Source organism: Neobacillus sp. YX16 (genome assembly GCF_030123505.1).
Lineage (GTDB): Bacteria > Bacillota > Bacilli > Bacillales > Cytobacillaceae > Neobacillus.
In genome coordinates, this window is the sequence record NZ_CP126115.1 from 6,213,078 (window position 1) to 6,231,385 (window position 18,308).

Below are 18,308 nucleotides of genomic sequence, written 5' to 3' on the forward strand. Positions count from 1 at the left end.
GCTCGAATTCAATTTATTCCCCTGCAACGAATGGTAATAATGCCATTTGACGTGCACGTTTGATTGCAACTGTTAGTTTACGCTGATATTTAGCGCTTGTACCAGTTACACGACGTGGTAAAATCTTTCCACGCTCAGAGATAAACTTTTTAAGTAAATCTACATCTTTATAATCGATGCGAGAGATACCATTTGCTGTAAAATAGCACACTTTACGGCGCTTCGCGCGTCCGCCTTTACGTCCTCCACCTGCCATGAAAATTCCCTCCTTCATTACTGTTATTTTAGAAACGTTCATTCAAATTTTACTTTAAAATGGTAAATCATCATCGGAGATGTCTATCTGACCGTTACCTGCGAACGGATCATCATCCACTTTAGTAAAACCTTTGTTATTATTATTGTTGTTGTTTTGATACTGACGTTGATTCTGATTGCCGCCGCCATAAGGATTTCCTTGCGGTTCCCTTGGAGGTGCACCGAAGTGATCGTTGTCGCTTCTTCCGCCGCCGCTAGATGCATTTTTAGGTTCAAGAAATTGAACACTTTCTGCCTGAACTTCAGTAACGTAAACACGCTTACCATCTTGTCCTTCATAGTTGCGGGTTTGAATACGGCCATCAACACCTGCAAGACTGCCCTTTTTCAAGAAGTTCGCCACATTTTCAGCAGGTTTTCGCCAAACAACACAATTAATAAAGTCTGCTTCACGCTCACCAGCCTGACTAGAAAACGGGCGGTTAACTGCTAAAGTAAAAGTAGCTACAGGAACCCCATTTGGTGTATAACGCAAATCAGGATCTTTTGTTAAACGGCCAACAAGCACGACACGATTCATCATCAGAATCAACTCCTTTTCTTTCGGAGAATGTTTCATGTGAAACATTCTGACCAAAATACATATATATTAAGCTTCTTCTTTAATTACTAAATGGCGAATGATATCTTCGCTGATTTTCGCAAGACGAGAAAATTCTTGTACCGCGTCAGCTGAAGATGTAGTTTTAACGATTTCGTAATATCCATCACGGAAATCATTGATTTCGTAAGCTAAACGACGCTTACCCCAATCTTTTGTTTCAGCAGTTTCCGCACCGTTTTCAAGAAGAATTCCGTTGAAACGCTCAACAAGAGCTTTTTTCGCTTCATCTTCAATATTTGGGCGGATGATGTACATGATTTCGTACTTATTCATCACAGTCACCTCCTTTTGGTCTAAACGGCCCATTTTGGGCAAGGAGCAATTATTCATTACTCACAAGGTAAAATTTTAGCATAGTTCATCAGGAAAAGCAAGGTTGTTCACTATTTCAGTTTTTTCCTTTATGCTGTGTTAAATTAGGCTGTTGATTTGTGCTCCACAAAGGAAAGCTTCTTTGAATAATCACCGCAGTGACAGGCGGTCTCTGCCTGTCACGAGGCGCTTCGCTTTCCGCAGGCGGCTCGGGAAGCCTGTCTAGCTGCAGCGCCTAGCCCCTCGAGTCGCTTCGGTCCCAACGTTGAAGTCAAAGAACGACTTCATCGTCAGGCCCTCCAGCGCTTGTCGGGGCTGGACAAGGCGCTTCCGCTTTTCCTACTCCTCGGCGCTAAGAGATGAGCGGGGTCTCCCCTGTCCCGTCCTCCTGCAGGACATTGATTTACATCCTCGAGTCTGCCCACGCACGAAGAAAATGCGATAGCATTTTCGAGGAGTCTCGCGCCTTCCGCACAAATCAACATAGTTCTAAAATCAAAAGTTTCCTTCAACACAGCCTTCCCTTAAAAGTCTCCCCACGTAAAAAGCCCTGCGAATGCAAGGCTGACAATTTTATACATTAAAACGGAAGTGAATGACATCTCCATCTTTTACTAGATACTCTTTTCCTTCTAAACGGACTTTTCCAGCTTCCTTAGCGGCATTATAGCTTCCTGCTGCTAATAAGTCATCATAAGAAACTGTTTCTGCACGAATAAATCCGCGTTCAAAATCAGAGTGAATGATACCCGCACATTGTGGAGCTTTCATGCCATGTATAAACGTCCATGCACGAACCTCCTGAACACCTGCTGTAAAGTAGGTAGCTAATCCAAGCAAATTATAAGCCGCACGAATTAATTGATCAAGTCCGGATTCTTCAATTCCAAGTTCCTCAAGGAACATTTGCTTTTCATCGCCTTCAAGCTCAGCAATTTCTTCTTCAATCTTTGCACAAATCACGATAACTTCAGCATTGTCTGCGGCTGCAAACTCACGAACCTTTTGAACATATTCGTTCTCTGTTGGATTCGCTACATCATCTTCACCAACGTTCGCCACATATAGAACGGGCTTAATCGTTAAAAGATGAAGCATTTTTGCAATTTTCAACTGTTCATCGGTAAATTCAACCGTCCGTGCTGGCTTCTCAGCTTCAAAAGCATCACGAAGCATAGAAAGCACTTCAAACTCAGCCGCTGCCTCTTTATCTTTTTGCTTCGCTAGTTTTTCAACACGGCTTATCCGTTTCTCTACAGATTCCATATCCGCAAGAATTAACTCTAAGTTAATGACCTCTATATCTGAAATTGGATCAACTTTCCCTGAAACGTGAGTAATATTATCATCTGCAAAGCAGCGGACAACCTGACAAATCGCGTCTACTTGACGAATATGAGATAAGAATTTATTTCCTAATCCTTCACCTTTACTTGCACCCTTGACAATTCCTGCGATATCGGTAAATTCAAATGCAGTGGGAACTGTCTTTTTCGGCTGAACAAGCTCAGTCAATTTATTTAGACGGTGGTCTGGTACTTCCACAATTCCTACGTTTGGATCAATCGTACAGAACGGATAGTTAGCTGATTCAGCCCCAGCCTGTGTGATTGCATTAAATAATGTAGACTTACCAACATTCGGCAGCCCTACAATTCCTGCTGTTAATGCCATTACTTTCACTCCTCAAAGAATATATCTATTTATAAAAATAACGTCCAAGTATTATTAAAAAGCCTCTCACAATTATAGGCATTAGCCCGTAAAAAGACAAGCAAAGAAAAGTGGAAGCCCTAGGCACTTAGGCTAAATAAGAAAAACTGCCGCTATCGGCAGCAGTTAGTTTATTTTTTCAATATTCACCAGGCAATCGTACAAGGTACTGCCCAGGCCGTTATCGGATTCACTGCTTGAGGTTAGGTTATTAACGGAACCGCCAAACTGTCTCCACATTCCTTCATCGATATTAATCGTGTTAGGGTGTGCCTTTGGTAAAATGGAGAGATATCCCTTCACTTCTCCACGATTATTCCATACTCTTACAAAATCAACAGCCTTTAAATGCATATCGGTTGCAATATTTTCAGCAACTTCTATTTTTAGCTGAGGTGCTTTAGGAAGGAGATGATAGTTTTGTGAGTGATTTGATCTTAATGGATGAATGGTCAATAGGTGATACGGAAACTCTTCGGCTAGGAGCGGATTATTCCATTTTGATTCTTCAGGAACAGCTAATTTCAACTTACCTTCTTCACCCTTGTTCATAGAGGTAAATTCATATTTTCCGGAAGCTGTCTTAAACTGGAAATCCTCCCATGGAACCCGCTTTACCGGCAATTCAAGAGAACTTTTCACTTTAAGTTCATCCAACGTTTTTCCCTTTTCAGCTAACGACAGAAGAGACAATTGAAGCATCTGCTCTCTTGATAGCCTAAAATCATCTCCAAATCCGAGTCTCTGTGCCAGCTGTGTCCAAATCCATAAATCAGATTTTGCTTCCCCAGGTGCTGAAACAAGTTTCGGACCATAATTGACGTAGTGATGATACATAGAGGAGTAATAAATATCTTCTTCCTCAAATGATGTTGTAGTTGGCAAAACATAATCAGCCAGTTGCGCTGTATCAGTCATAAATTGCTCAATAACCACCAAAGTCGAAACTGACGAAAAAGCTTTTTCCACGATGGATGAATCTGGAACTTGTGTAAGAGGATTGCCACAGGTGACGATAATCATCTTTATTTCTGGATCAATGGCAGCGAGCACTTCCTCCGCTTGCTTCATAATTGAAAACTGTCTATGGCTGGTTTTGCGATCACTCTTAGTTAAATTAGCAACATCAAAGCTTTGACCTACTTGGAGATTTGCATAATTGGCGCCTCCGCCAGCTATTCCAATGTTGCCGCTTACCGCAACAAGAGCGTCAATCAAACGAATAGTATTTCCGCCATTCTTGTATCGCTGCAGTCCAAGTCCCATAAAAGTTGATGTTGGTTTATCTGTAAAAACCTTTGCTAAAAGGTGGATCGTTTCTATTGGTACCTCTGTCATTTCACTGATTTTTTCTAAAGAAATAGTGTTAATAAGGTTTTCTAAATCCTCAAATCCATACGTATATTGATCAATAAATCCACGATCTTCCATACCTAATCGAAGAATTTCCTTTATGATACCTGCAGCAAGTAAACCATCCATTCCCGGTTTTACTGATATATATTCATCTGCTATTTTTGCAGTTGCATTATATAATGGGTCAATAACAAAAATTTTTGCTCCATTTTTCTTTGCTTCTAGGAGTTTTTCATAAAAGTGCATATTGGTCCGCGCGACGTTTCTTCCCCAGATAATAATGTTTTTACTATATAGGATATCCTCTGGTTCATGACCATAAGCATCACCAAAATCCCACTTTTGTGCCTCAATTCCTGCACCCCAACAAAGTGATCCATAAATTTCTGTAACACCGCCATATCCATTAAAAAAACGTTGGTCCAAATTTTTTAGAATCCCGTTGTTTGCATAATCATGACTATGGAGGACGGCGGTGGAACCATATTGTTCTTTAATTTCCTTTAACTTAAGGGAAATTTCATCTAGTGCTTGCTTCCATGAAATTTGCTGAAACTCTCCATTTACCTTTTTTAAAGGATAAAGAAGCCGTTCAGGAGAATTGGTCCTTGTTTCGAGCATTCTTCCTCTGCCGCAAATTTTCCCCTTGGTAATCGGGTGGGAGGGGTCACCTTCAACCTTTATTACTTTATTATTTTCAATACTTACAAGAAGACCGCAGCTGTCCCAGCAATTTAAAGGACATGCTGATTTCAGAACTTCCGCCATATTTCCTCACCCCCAAAATGATCTTTCTACTTTTTTAATAGGATAATATATTTAAGCAAAAAAAAGAAGCATGATCTACTGCTCATGCTTCACCAAAATTTTCTTCATTTTCCGAGAAAACTCACGCCTTGGGATCATTACACTATGATCGCAGCCTTCACATTTGATGCGAATATCCATCCCCATGCGAATAATTTTCCAACGGTTCGTCCCACATGGATGCTGTTTTTTCATCTCAACAACATCATTTAACCCAAATTCTTTTTCTTCCATTGAAATCGCCTCCTCTTAAACACCAGGTTCAGTGATATTTCCAGAATTCTTTGAGTACATGACCATACGCGGATATGGAATTTCAATTCCATGCGCATCTAAACATTCTTTAACATCTCTTTTTATATTCCTTGAAACACCTGCATGCTTCATTGGCAAGGTTTCAGCAACAATTCTCAAAACAATCTCTGATGGTCCCAAGGTTTGGATACCTAAAAGCTCAGGTGCTTTCGTTAATTCTTCGTATTGTTCAGGCATTTTTTCAAGTAAATCCTTAATGACCTTTTGCGTTTTTTCAATATCTTCTTCATATGCAACCGATATATCGATGATTGCAAGGCTGTTATTTAAAGAGAAATTTGTTACTTGAATGATACTCCCATTCGGAAGAATATGAACTTCTCCTGTCCAGCTTTTTAACTTTGTTGTTCGCAAACCAATCGTTTGAACGGTTCCTTCAAATTGGTCAATTCGAACGTGATCACCAACTGAAAACTGATCTTCAAAAATGATAAAGAAACCGCTTATTACATCTTTGACAAGACTCTGCGCTCCAAAACCAACGGCGAGTCCGACAACTCCAGCCCCGGCAATCAGCGCTTTTACATCGATGGTTAAGACAGAAAGAATCATCATAAAAGAAATAAAATAGACAACATATGTAAGTACATTATCAAGAAGCTTTGATAATGTCTCTTCTCTGCGTTCAGAAGTCTTAAGTGGAGAACGCGTTCTTATTTTAAAAATATTATCAATGGCTAAACTGCCTAACTTAATTAAAATCTTAGCAACGATCATAATGGCAATGATTTTAAGTAAACCTTCCCCTATAGCTAACCATGTATCTTCATTTTGGAATTTATCAATAAATCTTTGAATAATCCTTTGAGTAGAACTCATTTAAACACCCTTTCCCTCTGCCTGATGAATCACACTTATTTTACCAAGTTTCCTTTGTACTTTATAGTATTGTGAATTATTCATTTTTTCAACTGGAATTCTTTGCTTGACTACGTATAGATTTTCGGAATTTTCCGTATACTATTAAAAAGTAACACAGACCGAGGAGTGGACTTATGAATCTGAAACCTAGTTTCTTGGATAGGAGGGCTAATACACAGCGAATACCTCATGATGATTTTCAAGCTGCTGAAAATCTTTCAATGGAACTATTAAAGTTCCTGCCCAGGTATGCGGAGCGGCCGATCATTTTTGTTTGTATTGGAACTGACCGCTCAACTGGAGATTCACTAGGGCCGCTTGTGGGATCACTTCTAGAGGAGAAGGACATATCTTCCTTTCATGTGTATGGTACTCTAGATGAGCCCATTCATGCAGTAAATCTAAATGAACGTTTACAAGAAATAACAATAAAACATCATGATCCCTATATTATTGGGATTGATGCCTGTTTAGGACGAATGAAAAATGTTGGTGTTATCCAGGTAGGTGATGGCCCGGTTAAACCTGGGGCTGGTGTAAATAAGGAGCTTCCTGCAGTTGGAAATATCCACATAACCGGTATCGTCAATGTCAGCGGCTTTATGGAGTTCTTTGTCTTACAAAATACACGCCTTAACCTGGTTATGAAAATGGCAAAAACAATTGCAAATGGTATTTATCAGGCAAGCATTCTTCATACAAAAGGAAGACTGCAAGAACTAACACAGCAAGAGCAGAAAAAGACTAATTAAAAGAGCAATCTGGATTAACTCCAATTGCTCTTTTTTATTTTCACAACTATGGTAAAGTACTACAAATAAAGATTATATAGATAAAGAATTGTAACGATAAGCCCTGTCACAGCAATAGCAGGGAGGAGGTTTGCTACTTTAATTTTCACTAGTCCTGTTAGATTTAGACCGATGGCAAAAATCATGACACCGCCTGTTGCTGTCATTTCAACAATAAATTGATCCATCAATACTTGGGGAATAAATGTATTAATTTGAGTGGCAAATAATGCAATGATTCCTTGATAGAGCATGACTGGTATGGCTGAAAAAATAACTCCTACCCCAAGAGTAGTAGTTAAAATAATTGAAGTGAAACCATCTATGAGCCCTTTTGTATACAATACATCGTGATCCCCGCGAATACCACTGTCAAGTGCCCCAATGATTGCCATAGCCCCAATGACAAAGATTAAAGTTGCTGTAACAAATCCTTCTGCAATACTTCCTTTTCCAGTTGAACCGACAGAACCCATTTTCCTTTCCAGCCACAGCCCGAGTTGATTCAGCTTTTCTTCTAATTGCATGAGCTCGCCAAAAACAGCCCCCATAACCAAGCTGATAATTACAATCAAAAAATTTTCACTTTTTATTCCCATCTGTAATCCGAGCACTATCACCGACAAGCCAATCGCATACATGACTGTTGTTCTCATGCTTTCAGGAATTCGGTTCAAGAGTTTACCAATAATTACCCCAATAATGATTAACAATCCATTTACAAGCGTTCCTAATAAAAACATTGTCTATTCACCTATTCTTCGATTCTCGAAATTTATAATAGTATTAAACTATCATCTTTTGGTGCTGTTGGAAAGTTATTTTTTTTGGAAAGGCTGTGTTAGTATTACCTGTTGATTTCCGCTCCAGGCGGTTCGGGAAGCCTCCTCGGCGCTAAGAGATGAGCAGGGTCTCCCCTGTCCCGTCCTCCTGCAGGAGTCTCGCGCCTTCCGCTCCAATCAAATAAAGGAGTTAACTCACAGCCTAATAAAAAAAAATAAACCATCCTCTGATGGTTTAATATGCTTCTTCCTTGCCTAGCATTTCTAAAATCCGTTCTAAATCCTCTTCGGAGAAAAATTCAATTTCGATTTTTCCTTTATTTTTGGATTTCTTAATGTTTACAGTCGTACCAAATCGTTCGCGAAGGGAGTGTTCCCGCTCCTGGATAAACACATCCTTTTTCTTCTCTGGCTTTTTTGTTTCACGTGGAACATTTTCATTTAATTGTTGGATGAGTTTTTCCAGTTGGCGAACATTCAACGATTCCTGAATAATTTTATCTACTATAGCTGGCAGCTTTGCCTTTTGTCTTAAGCCTAGGAGTGCCCGGCCATGCCCCATTGAAATTTTCTCCGTTGAAATTAACTCTTGAATCTTAGCAGGAAGAGAAAGTAGACGGATATGATTGGCTACATGCGGCCGGCTTTTTCCTAACCGCTTCGCTACTTCTTCTTGGGTAAAATTTAACTTTTCCATTAATGTTTGGTATGCTTGTCCTTCTTCAATAGCGTTTAGATCTTCTCGCTGAAGATTTTCCAATACTGCTAATTCCATCATTTGCTGCTCTGTTAACTCTCTGACAACAGCTGGAACAGTATCTAATTTTGCTTCTTTAGCCGCTCGAAAGCGTCTTTCTCCGACAACAATTTCATACCCTTTTATGCTTTTTCTTACCACAAGAGGCTGGAGTATTCCATGCTCTAATATAGAAGCTTTCAACTCATCAATGGCCTCTTGTTGGAAGGTTTTCCTTGGCTGGTAAGGATTTGGACGCAATTCCTTTAAACTAATTTCTTGGACAGTCTCTTCCTTACCGGCTTCGATATTTGTAAAAAACGCATTTATGCCCTTTTTCCCTAAACCTTTAGCCATTTGAGACCACTTCCTTTGCTAAATCTAAATACACTTCTGCTCCACGAGATTTTGAATCATAATTAATAATTGGTTCACCATGACTCGGAGCCTCACTTAGACGTACATTTCTTGGAATAATGGTTTTATATACTTTGTCTTGAAAATACTTTTTAACTTCTTCGATTACTTGAATGCCTAGATTGGTTCGGGCATCGAGCATCGTTAATAATACGCCTTCTATTTTCAAGTCTTGGTTTAAGTGTTTTTGTACTAATCGTACTGTATTTAGTAATTGGCTTAAACCTTCTAAAGCATAATACTCACATTGAACAGGGATTAAAACAGAATCCGAAGCAGTTAAGGAGTTAAGAGTCAATAAGCCTAATGATGGCGGGCAATCAATAATAATATAATCAAATTGATCTTTGACTTCTTCAAGAGCCCTCTTTAGTCGGACTTCTCTTGAGATAGTAGGAACCAGCTCAATCTCCGCTCCTGCAAGCTGGATCGTAGCTGGTATGGCATATAAATTCTCGACAGATGTTGGTTTAATAACATCCTTTGCTTCCACATCATCTACTAAAACATCATATATACACTGTTCTACATCTGCTTTGTCAATACCAATTCCACTTGTTGCATTCCCTTGTGGATCAATGTCTACTAATAAAACCTTTTTCCCAATGTATGCTAAGCAGGCGCCTAGATTGACAGAGGTAGTTGTCTTTCCAACTCCGCCCTTTTGATTCGCGATTGCAATGGTTTTGCCCACGATGTCACCTACCTTGTTTCAAATAAAATACTTAAATCTAGTAATATAAACTAGTAAAACTAGTAAACTAAAATTCCATGCTATTTATTTTATCATGAAACTGATTTATTGTTATTTTTTTTAAAAAAATATTAGTGAAGATAAACATATTAATTAACATTATTTTACATTAATTGAGTTTTAGGATACAAAAATAAAAACCAAACTGCTAAAAAGTCTGGTTCCATTTTGTAATTATTTTATTTTTTCTTTGGAATTTTTATTGTAAATTGATAATAATCTTCAAATTCTTCTTCTTCCGAGTCGAGATTAATCCCATTATCAGAAACCATGGTTAACGATTGCCTAATGGTATTTACAGCAATTCTCATATCTTTGCTGAATGCTTTTCTCTTTGGCTTTGGCTTTTGATTCTTCTCTTCTAATATCCTGGCAACTCGGTCTTCTGTTTGCTTAACATTAAGATTTTTTTCGATTATATCTTGTAAAAGCATAACCTGCTTCTCAGGATTTTTAAGTGGAATAAGTGCTCGTGCATGCCGTTCTGTTATTTCTTTATTTAACAAGGATTCTTGAATTAGCTGTGGCAGCTTTAAAAGTCTTAGCTTATTGGCAACGGTAGACTGACCTTTTCCGAGACGTTGAGCAAGCGCTTCTTGCGTTAAGCTGTGCAGTTCAAGAAGCTTTCCATAGGCAATTGCCTCTTCAATAGGCGATAGTTCTTCCCGCTGAAGGTTTTCAATTAAAGCCACAGAAGCGGTTTCTGTATCTGAATAATTTTTTATGATTGCTGGTGCTTCAGCCCAGCCAAGCTTCTTCATGGCACGATAGCGGCGCTCACCGGCAATAATTTCATAATTTCCTTCAAACTGCCGGACTACAATTGGCTGAATGATTCCGTGAGTATGGATTGTTCGTGACAATTCCTCTATTTTTTCATCATCAAATACGGTTCGAGGCTGAAAACGATTTGGAACAATACTATCAATCGGAATCTTTTTTATTTCCTCATTTTTTGCAGCATCTAGCTCTTCTTCTAACTCCGTTTCAAGCTCTTTCTCTAACTCAACCTTTTGATCTCCCTTTTCGCCGAGGCCAAAAAAGCGTGAAAACGAATTCTTCATCCCCAACACCACCTTTACGAAACTCCCTATTACTTATTTCGCTATCTAACTGTTTTCTTCCTGCCAAGACCGCTGTTTATTTAAACAAAAATAATCCACTCTTCCGCCATTTATTCAATTGGCATTTTACCTGGTGTACCTGGTTTTCGCGGATATTTCTTCGGCGTTTGCTTTTCTTTTTTTATCACAAGGATATTTCTTTCACTTTCTTCCATCGGTAAAGTGAAGGTAAACTTCTGCTCTAGTTTTCCTCCAAGTGTACTGATTGCCTTCTGACCAACACTTAACTCATCATTCGCATGAGCTGCTTTCATTGCGACGAAATGTCCCCCAACTTTTACAAGAGGAAGACAAAGTTCACTAAGAACTGACATTCTTGCAACGGCTCTCGCTGTCACAAGATCATAGGACTCCCTATGGGAAGGATTAACCCCAAAAGTCTCAGCGCGGTCATGAATGAAGTGGACCTTTTCCAATTTTAATACATTTGCTAAATGATTTAAAAAGGAAATTCGCTTATTTAATGAATCAACGATTGTCACCTCTAAATGAGGAAAGGCAATTTTTAATGGAATACTTGGAAATCCTGCACCTGCACCGACATCACAGAGATGCAGGGGCTGCGTGAAATCAAAGTAAAATGCAGCAGAAATGGAATCGTAGAAATGTTTTAAATAGACATCACCTTGCTCAGTGATGGCCGTTAGGTTCATTTTTTCATTCCATTCAACCAAGGTATGAAAGTATTTCTCAAATTGATCTAGCTGCTTATCGCTAAGGGTAATCCCCTTCTCAAGAAGCATAGCTTTGAATTGTTCGATGTTCATCAGCAAAACTTCCTCTTTTTAAAAAAATTATAGGCCTTATTAAACATGTCTGTTGATTGTAACGAAAGGAACTTCGCGGACCTTAGGGCGTTCCGGGGAGCCTCCTCGGCGCTAAGGCGCCTGCGGGGTCTCCCGCAGGACATTGATTTACTCCTTGAATCCGCCCACGCACGAAGAAAGTGCGATAGCATTTTCGAGGAGTCTCGTGCCTTCCGTTCCAATCAACAGAGTGCCAAAATCAATTATTAGCCTTAACTTAGCCTAATTATAAATTACTCGTTTTCGCTATTCTTCCTTGTTCTAAATAGATAAGGAGGATTGAGATATCGGCAGGGTTTACACCGGAAATCCTTGAAGCTTGGGCAAGTGATAATGGTTTGATTTGTTTTAAGTTTTGCTTTGCTTCATTTGCAAGTCCTGAAATGGAATCATAATCGATATTTTCAGGGATTTTCTTGTTCTCCATTTTCTTTAAGCGTTCGACCTGCTGAAGTGACTTTTCAATGTATCCTTCATATTTAACTTGGATTTCAACCTGCTCTTTAATATCCTGATCTAACTCAACCTCACTAGGTGTCATTCTTTCGATGTGTTCATAAGTCACTTCGGGCCTTTTCAATAAATCCGCAGCAAGAATTCCATCTTTAAGCTCACTGCCGCCGATGCTTCGGATTAACTCTTGAACTTCTGTTGAAGGTTTTATGCGAATTGATGAAAGCCTTTCTTTTTCCGCCTCAACCGCATCCTTTTTAGCTAAAAATCTTTGATAACGCTCTTCTGGTATCAGACCAATGGAGTGACCAATTTCCGTTAACCGTAAGTCAGCATTATCATGGCGTAAAAGTAGACGATATTCTGCTCTTGATGTTAACAAACGATAAGGTTCACTTGTTCCTTTCGTGATTAAATCATCGATTAACACACCAATATAAGCATCTGAACGGCTAAGAATTAACGGTTCCTTTCCAAGTGCATTCAGCCCGGCATTGATTCCTGCCATAATTCCTTGTCCTGCAGCTTCTTCATACCCGGAAGTTCCGTTAATTTGTCCAGCCGTAAAGAGATTTTTTACAACCTTTGTTTCAAGTGTCGGCCAAAGCTGAGTTGGATCAATGGCGTCATACTCAATCGCGTATCCAGATCTCATCATTTGAACATTTTCTAATCCTGGAATTGTTTTGAGGATTTGCTGCTGAACATCTTCAGGCAAACTAGTCGACAAGCCCTGAACATAAACTTCTTGCGTCTTTCTTCCCTCTGGCTCAAGGAAAATTTGGTGGCGCGGCTTATCATTAAAACGGACCACTTTATCTTCAATGGATGGACAGTAACGCGGACCTGTTCCTTTGATCATTCCGGAATACATCGGTGAACGATGGAGGTTTTGATCAATTAATGTATGTGTTTGTTCATTTGTATAAGTTAACCAGCATGGAAGCTGATCGGTAATATACTTGGTTGTTTCATATGAGAATGCCCTTGGAACTTCATCACCCGGCTGAATCTCTGTTTTGCTGTAATCAATCGTATGACTATTGACCCTTGGCGGAGTGCCCGTCTTAAAACGAACCAACTCAAACCCAAGTTCTTCTAAATGCTCAGATAACTTAATAGAGGGCTGTTGGTTATTAGGACCGCTTGAGTATTTTAATTCACCAAGGATAATTTCCCCGCGCAGGTACGTACCAGTCGTAATAACGACCGTTTTGGCACGATATATAGCTCCTGTCTTTGTAATGACGCCGACACAGATGCCGTCCTCCACGATTAATTGTTCAACCATACCTTGAAGGAGTGTCAGGTTTGGTGTATCTTCAATCGTTTTTTTCATCTCAAATTGATAGTCAACTTTATCTGCCTGCGCCCGTAATGCACGGACCGCAGGGCCTTTCCCCGTATTCAACATCCTCATTTGAATATACGTTTTATCTATATTTCTACCCATTTCCCCGCCTAGTGCATCTATTTCCCGGACAACTATCCCTTTAGCAGGTCCGCCAATCGATGGATTACAAGGCATAAAGGCAACCATATCTAGGTTAATCGTAATCATTAATGTTTTTGCACCCATTCGTGCCGCCGCAAGGCCCGCCTCACAGCCAGCATGTCCGGCACCAATGACCACAACGTCAAAATTACCTGCTTCGTATGACATCTCTTTCCTCCTCATTCTATACCTCTGACCGTTATTTCCCTAAACAGAACTGTGAAAATAACTGGTCAATTAAACTTTCGTGGACACTTTCACCGATTACTTCACCAAGCAGTTCCCACGTTCTGGTTATATCTATTTGAACTATATCAATTGGAGTTCCCATTTCTACTCCATCAATCGCTTCTTCTATTGTATGCAAACTTTGGCCAATCAAAGCAATATGGCGGCTGTTCGATAGATAGGTCATATCGCCAGCGTCAATTGTACCTGCAAAGAATAACGAGGATATGGCTTCTTCAAGCTCATCCACACCACGGTCCTCTAATAAGGAAGTAGTGACGATCTTATGCTCTCTTGCCAATTCCTTTACACGATCCATATCAATTTGCTGCGTGAGGTCTGTCTTATTGACAATGACAATCACATCCATGCCTTTAACTGCTTCAAAAAGATTTTCATCCTCTTTTGTAAATTTATCAGCATGATTTAACACTAACAAGATTAAATCGGCTTCCTTTAAAACCTGTCTAGATTTTTCTACTCCAATTCGTTCAACAATATCTTCTGTTTCTCTTATTCCTGCAGTGTCCAACAGTCTAAGCGGTACCCCGCGTACATTGACATATTCCTCAATGACATCACGGGTAGTTCCAGGTATATCCGTAACAATCGCTTTATTTTCTTGAACAAGACTATTCAATAACGAAGATTTCCCAACGTTTGGGCGGCCAACAATGACCGTTGAAAGGCCTTCACGTAATATTTTTCCTTGCTGAGAGGTTTGCAGCAGCTTTTTAAGTTCATCCCGAACATACATGGCTTTTTCTAATAGCATTTTATGCGTCATTTCTTCGACATCATCATATTCCGGGTAATCGATATTCACTTCAACATGCGCGAGTATCTCTAAAATTTCCTGGCGTAATCCCCTAATTAATTTTGATAAACGCCCTTCCATTTGTCCCAGTGCTACATTCATAGCCCGATCTGTTTTGGCCCGAATCAAATCCATTACAGCTTCAGCTTGCGATAAATCAATCCGTCCATTTAAAAATGCCCGTTTCGTGAACTCACCTGGTTCTGCAAGCCTAGCCCCATAGGCTAATACATGCTGCAGTACTCGATTTACTGAAACAATCCCGCCGTGACAATTTATTTCCACTACATCCTCTTTTGTAAAAGTTTTTGGACCCTTCATAACCGATATCATTACTTCTTCGATCACTTGCTCATTCTTAGGATCGATTAAATGTCCATAATGTATTGTATGTGTCGGAACTTCTGCCAACCTTTTACCACCGATGCTTCGAAAAACTTGATCACCAATTTTAATGGAATCATCGCCACTCAATCGTACAATTGCAATTGCTCCCTCACCCATTGGTGTCGATATAGCAGCTATCGTATCAAATTCCATTACTTTCACCACTCTTTATAAAGTTAATCTATATATAAACGAATATTATTACACCAAATTATTAGAATACCACAGAATCTTCATCTGAAAAACCAGAAACCCTTTAGCTATTTATCCACAGTCTGTTTATTGACTACGTATTATTTTAACTTATCCACATGTGAATAACAATAAAACAAGAGATTTCATATAATTGTTATAAACAGATACTTTTTGATTCTAAATTTCGACAAAATGCAGAAAAAGACATCCTTCGACAAAGGATGTCTTTTCCATTTTTTTATTTGACTGGTGAAATAACGATATGTCTGTGTGGATCTGATCCATCTGAGTAAGTTTTTACACGTTTGTTATCGGATAAAGCTGTGTGAATGACTTTACGCTCGTATGAAGGCATTGGCTCCAATGCTACATCCTTGCCAGTCTTTAAAGCCTTTAGGGCAAGACGATGAGCCAATTGAATCAACGTATCATTTCTGCGATTTCGGTAATCCTCTGCATCCAAAATAACCGTTAAATATTGATTTGAAAAGCGATTAATGATTAGCTGCGTTAAATATTGGAGCGAATTTAAAGTTTGTCCTCTTTTTCCAATCAAAAGAGCAATCTTTTCTCCAGTCATAATGAACAAAACTTGTTTTCCTTCGCGTTTCATTTCAATACTGATGGGAGCTCCCATTTGTTCACTAACCTGAAGCAGAAACTTCCTTGCTTCATCAATTGGGTCAATAATCACCGTAACCTTAACGACAGCGGGACGCGAACCAAAAATTCCAAAAATACCTTTTTTACCTTCATCGATAATAGCTACATCTGCGCGGTCTTTTGTTGTATTTAATTGAGCTAAAGCTGATTCCACTGCTTCTTTGACAGTTTGTCCGGTAGCAGTTACTTGTTTCACTTTTTTGCTCCTCCCGCTTTACCGGATTCTTGCGCTTTTTTCAAATCCGGTCCTTTAATGAAATAGGTTTGAACAATCATGAAAAGATTTCCCACTACCCAATACAAAGAGAGAGCTGCAGGGAAATTAAAAGCAAAAATAACAATCATAATCGGCATCATCCAAAGCATCATCGCCATTTGCGGATTATGCTCTTGTCCGGCCATCATCAATTTTTGCTGAATAAATGTGGTGATACCCGCAATAATCGGTAAGATATAAAAAGGATCCTTGTCTCCAAGATCAAACCACAGGAAACTATGATCAGCAATTTCTCTTGTTCTTGAAATTGCATGGTAAAAACCAATTAGAATAGGCATTTGAACGATTAATGGAAAACATCCCGCCATCGGATTTACTCCGTGCTTTTGAAAAAGTGCCATGGTTTCTTGCTGTAATTTCTGTTGTGTTTTCTGATCCTTAGAGCTGTATTTTTCTCGAAGAGCCTTCATTTCTGGCTGCAGAGCCTGCATGGCTTTGGAGCTTCTGGTCTGTTTTATCATTAGTGGTAAAATTGCTAACCGAATTAAGAGTGTAACGACAATCAATGAAAATCCAAAGCTGCCGCCAAGGATTTCTGCCCCTTTCACAATTACCCAGGAGAGCGGATAGACAATATATTCGTTCCAAAAACCTGTACTTTCAGCGTCAATTGGCTTATTAATTTCTGTACATCCTGTTAAAAACAGAAAAACAGAAACAATACCAATTAAAAGTAATATTCGTTTCTTCAACCGAATTTTCCTCCTTGAACAATATATATACTATTTAATTGGAAATACCTTATTTAAATATAGCCATCCGGAATATTTCATAGGTATTTTACCATCTTTTAGAATAATTTGTCTCATAAATTTAGAGATACAACATTATTTTGGCTGATTACTTTTTCTTTAAAACCTTTCCTACCTTAAAGACATGAGTTAAGCTCTTTTTCACCTCAAAAAAGTCCATTTCAGCCGCAGGTTTTCTAGCAATAATGACGTAATCATTACCTGGTAAAAGTAAATCTGATAATTCGAAAACAGCTTGTCTTATGTATCTTTTTATTTGATTTCTCATCACAGCATTTCCAATTTTTTTGCTAACAGACAGCCCAATTCGAAAATAGTCTTGATCCTCTTTCTTCAGACTATAGACAACAAATTGTCGATTTGCGAATGATTGTCCCTTTTGAAATGCCTCTTGGAATTCTTTATTCTTCTTTACCCGTAATTCTTTCTTCATAGAAAACACCTTCCATCTACACAAAAACTTTTCCACTCTGAAAGATACTTTATTAGAAAAAAGACCACTGATGTTTCAGTGGCCTAAGCTGATAATACTTTTCTTCCTTTTAGACGACGGCGTGCTAGAACTTTACGTCCGTTAGCTGAGCTCATACGACTGCGGAAACCGTGAACTTTACTATGTTTACGTTTATTTGGTTGATATGTTCTTTTCATTATAAGACACCTCCCTGAGGAATAGCTGTTAAAGACAGTCTAATTTATTATAAAGACGGACCCCGATATTGTCAACCGCCCATATAATATTGTTCCCCAGTATCTAAATTTTTTGCAGTGAGATCTTTTTTAATCACGAGATCATTATTTTCCAAAAGCTCTATTAAAATTTACCTGTGGATATTTTTTTCGACTTTTTTTTCGCAGTTTCACAAGATATTGACAGTTTTTGCACAGGACATACTACTTGTGGACAAGTTTTAATCACAGATTGTTACCGTTGTGGATAAACCATTAAAAGGCATTGCACGTCTGCCTTTTATTTGATATTATATTTGTGTTTTCACTCTGAATAACTTCGTCTAAAAATATGTTATCCACAAATTGTGGATAAGGTGTGGACAAGTTATTCTAGCATACTGCAGAAACTTGTCCACAAGCGGTGGATATTGTCGAAACTCCACTTTATTTCCTATAATATGTTTTTCCACAACCATTGTTTCGTATATTTATAAATTAGTAGGTTGTACAACTTGTATAACGGTTGTTTTTTCACAAACTTTTGTTCATTACGAATGAGGATACTTCCTCACTCTTTGTGAAAAAATATCACTATATATGGAGTCTAGACGAGAAACAAACTGCAAAGTGCATTTCAATAATAGATAGATAAAGAAAAAAGGAGGGACAATCG

The 18,308-nt window shown here is 38.8% G+C and carries 19 protein-coding genes; 1 reads left to right on the plus strand and 18 read right to left on the minus strand.

Annotated elements, in window-relative coordinates:
- Positions 1-13 precede the first annotated feature (13 nt).
- The 7 genes from rpsR to QNH48_RS30370 all read right to left on the minus strand — a co-directional run bounded on the left by rpsR (position 14) and on the right by QNH48_RS30370 (position 6,244).
- Positions 14-256 carry a 30S ribosomal protein S18 gene (gene rpsR / locus QNH48_RS30340; RefSeq protein WP_063255175.1) on the minus strand — a complete coding sequence of 81 codons (243 nt, stop codon included), beginning with the start codon at positions 254-256 and terminating at the stop codon, positions 14-16.
- Between the two features lie 54 nt (positions 257-310).
- Entirely contained in the window at positions 311-841 is a 531-nt protein-coding gene (gene ssb / locus QNH48_RS30345) for a single-stranded DNA-binding protein (protein ID WP_133369894.1), read from the minus strand.
- A 66-nt stretch (positions 842-907) separates the two neighbouring features.
- Positions 908-1,195, minus strand: coding sequence for a 30S ribosomal protein S6 (rpsF, locus tag QNH48_RS30350; RefSeq protein WP_045519104.1), 288 nt, complete (start codon positions 1,193-1,195; stop codon positions 908-910).
- Positions 1,196-1,807: 612 nt separating this feature from the next.
- Complete coding sequence (gene ychF, locus QNH48_RS30355) at positions 1,808-2,908, minus strand: redox-regulated ATPase YchF (protein WP_283953300.1); 1,101 nt, start codon at positions 2,906-2,908, stop codon at positions 1,808-1,810.
- A 165-nt stretch (positions 2,909-3,073) separates the two neighbouring features.
- Positions 3,074-5,071 (minus strand): molybdopterin-dependent oxidoreductase, encoded by a 1,998-nt coding sequence (locus QNH48_RS30360; protein ID WP_283953301.1) that lies wholly within the window; start codon positions 5,069-5,071, stop codon positions 3,074-3,076.
- Positions 5,072-5,146: 75 nt separating this feature from the next.
- On the minus strand, positions 5,147-5,344 hold the full coding sequence (locus QNH48_RS30365) for a DUF951 domain-containing protein (RefSeq protein WP_095247385.1): 198 nt from the start codon (positions 5,342-5,344) through the stop codon (positions 5,147-5,149).
- 15 nt (positions 5,345-5,359) lie between these two features.
- Positions 5,360-6,244, minus strand: coding sequence for a mechanosensitive ion channel family protein (locus QNH48_RS30370; protein ID WP_283953302.1), 885 nt, complete (start codon positions 6,242-6,244; stop codon positions 5,360-5,362).
- 176 nt (positions 6,245-6,420) lie between these two features.
- Here QNH48_RS30370 and yyaC point away from each other — a divergent pair, with 176 nt between their 5' ends.
- Complete coding sequence (gene yyaC, locus QNH48_RS30375; RefSeq protein ID WP_283953303.1) at positions 6,421-7,038, plus strand: spore protease YyaC; 618 nt, start codon at positions 6,421-6,423, stop codon at positions 7,036-7,038.
- A gap of 59 nt (positions 7,039-7,097) precedes the next feature.
- On the opposite strand, the gene QNH48_RS30380 is transcribed toward yyaC, so the two are convergent.
- The 11 genes from QNH48_RS30380 to rpmH form a co-directional block, all read right to left on the minus strand.
- On the minus strand, positions 7,098-7,820 hold the full coding sequence (locus QNH48_RS30380; protein WP_283953304.1) for a DUF554 domain-containing protein: 723 nt from the start codon (positions 7,818-7,820) through the stop codon (positions 7,098-7,100).
- 274 nt (positions 7,821-8,094) lie between these two features.
- A complete protein-coding gene (locus QNH48_RS30385; RefSeq protein WP_283953305.1) occupies positions 8,095-8,952 on the minus strand; it encodes a ParB/RepB/Spo0J family partition protein in 858 nt (285 codons plus the stop codon).
- Positions 8,945-9,706: a ParA family protein gene (locus QNH48_RS30390; protein ID WP_283953306.1), complete on the minus strand. Its 762-nt coding sequence runs from the start codon at positions 9,704-9,706 to the stop codon at positions 8,945-8,947. Before QNH48_RS30390 ends, QNH48_RS30385 begins: the two co-directional genes overlap by 8 nt.
- Before the next feature lie 239 nt (positions 9,707-9,945).
- Positions 9,946-10,830: a nucleoid occlusion protein gene (noc, locus tag QNH48_RS30395; RefSeq protein ID WP_283953307.1), complete on the minus strand. Its 885-nt coding sequence runs from the start codon at positions 10,828-10,830 to the stop codon at positions 9,946-9,948.
- Positions 10,831-10,940: 110 nt separating this feature from the next.
- Positions 10,941-11,657 (minus strand): 16S rRNA (guanine(527)-N(7))-methyltransferase RsmG, encoded by a 717-nt coding sequence (rsmG, locus tag QNH48_RS30400; RefSeq protein WP_095247378.1) that lies wholly within the window; start codon positions 11,655-11,657, stop codon positions 10,941-10,943.
- A 265-nt stretch (positions 11,658-11,922) separates the two neighbouring features.
- Entirely contained in the window at positions 11,923-13,812 is a 1,890-nt protein-coding gene (mnmG, locus tag QNH48_RS30405; protein ID WP_283953308.1) for a tRNA uridine-5-carboxymethylaminomethyl(34) synthesis enzyme MnmG, read from the minus strand.
- Between the two features lie 31 nt (positions 13,813-13,843).
- Entirely contained in the window at positions 13,844-15,229 is a 1,386-nt protein-coding gene (gene mnmE, locus QNH48_RS30410; RefSeq protein WP_283955924.1) for a tRNA uridine-5-carboxymethylaminomethyl(34) synthesis GTPase MnmE, read from the minus strand.
- Positions 15,230-15,509: 280 nt separating this feature from the next.
- Positions 15,510-16,130: an RNA-binding cell elongation regulator Jag/EloR gene (jag, locus tag QNH48_RS30415; RefSeq protein ID WP_283953309.1), complete on the minus strand. Its 621-nt coding sequence runs from the start codon at positions 16,128-16,130 to the stop codon at positions 15,510-15,512.
- The gene (spoIIIJ, locus tag QNH48_RS30420) at positions 16,127-16,903 is read right to left on the minus strand and encodes a YidC family membrane integrase SpoIIIJ (protein ID WP_283953310.1); all 777 of its coding nucleotides are present in this window, start codon (positions 16,901-16,903) and stop codon (positions 16,127-16,129) included. Before spoIIIJ ends, jag begins: the two co-directional genes overlap by 4 nt.
- Before the next feature lie 148 nt (positions 16,904-17,051).
- Positions 17,052-17,396 (minus strand): ribonuclease P protein component, encoded by a 345-nt coding sequence (gene rnpA, locus QNH48_RS30425; protein WP_283953311.1) that lies wholly within the window; start codon positions 17,394-17,396, stop codon positions 17,052-17,054.
- An 83-nt stretch (positions 17,397-17,479) separates the two neighbouring features.
- The gene (gene rpmH / locus QNH48_RS30430; protein WP_007084526.1) at positions 17,480-17,614 is read right to left on the minus strand and encodes a 50S ribosomal protein L34; all 135 of its coding nucleotides are present in this window, start codon (positions 17,612-17,614) and stop codon (positions 17,480-17,482) included.
- Between the last annotated feature and the right edge of the window lie 694 nt (positions 17,615-18,308).